Raw genomic sequence first — 1,798 nt, 5'->3', positions numbered from 1 at the left:
GGTTTACGGTGATGGACATAGTCTTTCTCCAGGTGCGGGTAACCACCTGGCCCGACCGGGAGGTGAATTACCCGGTCAGGTGGGTTTACGTTCTTGAGAACGGTTAGTTAGAATCTTTCTATAACGTGGAAGTCATCTGGCATATCACCCAATTTGTACCAATGCCTAAGAGTCTGATAAGACTTTAGGCATCCAGTACCTTCAAGCATCGGGCTTTGGTCCGGCGTAAAGTCATCGATGTGGTCCATAAGAGCCAGCTCTTCGAGCTTATCAAGTACATCTTCCCAATAAATATGAGCCATGGGTGGAGGCGGAACATCACCCGCTATAATAAGGCGATCAATGTTTTCTTGTGCTTTAGCTCTTGAAACAAGAAAGCCGATGTCCAGGAGCAGGGTTAGTCGGTTCGGGTTACATGCCATCTCGGAGCTCCAATGCGGAGTCCCCGATTCCTGAGGATGAGGATCCTTGGGGAAGGGAGGTTTGTATACGCGTCGTATCAGGACATCATCACGGTAGCCATCAAGGAAAGGAAAGTGGCTACCAATCCACCAGCCCCTATCTGAGTCAATACTTGCGCGGACATTTGCTGTCCACATTCCAAAAAAAAGATGCTTAGCACTGTAAGCACGAGCGTAGCGATGGCGCTTTTCATGAAATCGACACCTAGGTTGTGATGAAAAGAAAAGGCGCCTGCAGGGCGCCTTGAGGTTGTAAAAGATCTATCAAGCGGCTTGTTTCTTTCCTCGTCCTGCGCGAACTGGTTTTGCTCGTGTGGGCTTAGAGGAAGTAGCAGCTGGAGCTACATCAGTTGGTTCGCTTGCGGCAGACGCCTCGGACTGAACGACTGGGGTAGTGTCCGGCTCTGAACTTTCAGAAGAGGCAGATGCTTCTTCTTTCTGCGGAGCCTGATAGACGTATTCACCTTCAACTTTGATCCAGGCAAGGTACAAGAGGCGGCCTTTGAGGCTGACACCTGGTTGGCCTTGTTTAGCACCACTGCTGTAGGTAAAAACATCAGCCCAGATATCGCCAATCCGGAAAGAGACAAGAACCTTCTTCTCGGCACCAACAGCTTCCTGGCAACGGCGAATCAGCTTGTCAGCTTCAGCACCCACCACGTTGCAATCGATGTAGGCGTACTCAGCCGAGTCAGTGCTGCCTTTGAGGGCGGCCACTGTGACAGCCATGAAAGGATTCCCTTTACGGGGTTTCACTTCACGAATGCGGTTGAGATAGCCAATACCAGTGGTATGCAGGTCGAAGTATTTGCTTTCGTTAGTAGAGTTGCTCATGGTGTGTCTCCAGTTTTGAATGATCAAAGCGGAGATACACTTCGCCTAGGGGGAAGGTATTCCCCGCATGGGTGGTAAAGCGAAATTTCACGACAATCAATGCATGAATCTGAACGCAGTAAGCATAACGCCTACGGCAGCAGTCAGCATGACAGCCATACGAATGGTGAGTTTCAGTTCGAGTCTAGACTCGAGATTGTCGATGTCGGCTTTTGTCGCGAGTTGCGTTTGCATATCCGACTCCAGAGCATCGACGACTGCAGCGGCGCGTTTTTCCTCAACATCAATCGAAATCAATACTTGGTACAGCGCAATACTGCTTTTCATGAAGGTCTCCTGCTGCGCACGAGACCGACCCTACGGGAAAGGTCCCGATGGGGTGAGAGAATCAATGTGCATTCATCAATCAGATAACCTGATCAACTGTTCGCGCTTCCGAATGCTTTGCGAACTAGGGGTTGGATTAATGCGTTGAACGCATCGTAGTCATGAAATCCAGACTA

At 49.9% G+C, this 1,798-nt stretch carries 3 protein-coding genes; all 3 read right to left on the bottom strand.

All coding sequences use genetic code 11. The annotated features are described in order from the left end of the window. Nucleotides 1–107 precede the first annotated feature (107 nt). Complete coding sequence (locus ABJ99_RS14530) at nucleotides 108–422, bottom strand: hypothetical protein (RefSeq protein WP_054086395.1); 315 nt, start codon at nucleotides 420–422, stop codon at nucleotides 108–110. A gap of 303 nt (nucleotides 423–725) precedes the next feature. Beyond that, the gene (locus ABJ99_RS14525; RefSeq protein WP_054086394.1) at nucleotides 726–1,295 is read right to left on the bottom strand and encodes an STY4534 family ICE replication protein; all 570 of its coding nucleotides are present in this window, start codon (nucleotides 1,293–1,295) and stop codon (nucleotides 726–728) included. A gap of 96 nt (nucleotides 1,296–1,391) precedes the next feature. Further along, nucleotides 1,392–1,622 (bottom strand): hypothetical protein, encoded by a 231-nt coding sequence (locus ABJ99_RS28780; protein ID WP_054086393.1) that lies wholly within the window; start codon nucleotides 1,620–1,622, stop codon nucleotides 1,392–1,394. Nucleotides 1,623–1,798 lie beyond the last annotated feature (176 nt).

It is taken from the genome of Pseudomonas syringae pv. cilantro (genome assembly GCF_001293775.1).
Lineage (GTDB): Bacteria > Pseudomonadota > Gammaproteobacteria > Pseudomonadales > Pseudomonadaceae > Aquipseudomonas > Aquipseudomonas syringae_P.
Note: the sequence above shows the minus strand (reverse complement) of the source record. Positions and strands in the feature narration are given on the sequence as shown.

Excerpts from the sequence above, each read along its gene's own strand:
- ABJ99_RS14530 (WP_054086395.1), bottom strand. The coding sequence starts at position 422 with ATGGCATGTAACCCGAACCGACTAACCCTGCTCCTGGACATCGGCTTT.
- ABJ99_RS14525 (WP_054086394.1), bottom strand. The coding sequence starts at position 1,295 with ATGAGCAACTCTACTAACGAAAGCAAATACTTCGACCTGCATACCACT.
- ABJ99_RS28780 (WP_054086393.1), bottom strand. The coding sequence starts at position 1,622 with ATGAAAAGCAGTATTGCGCTGTACCAAGTATTGATTTCGATTGATGTT.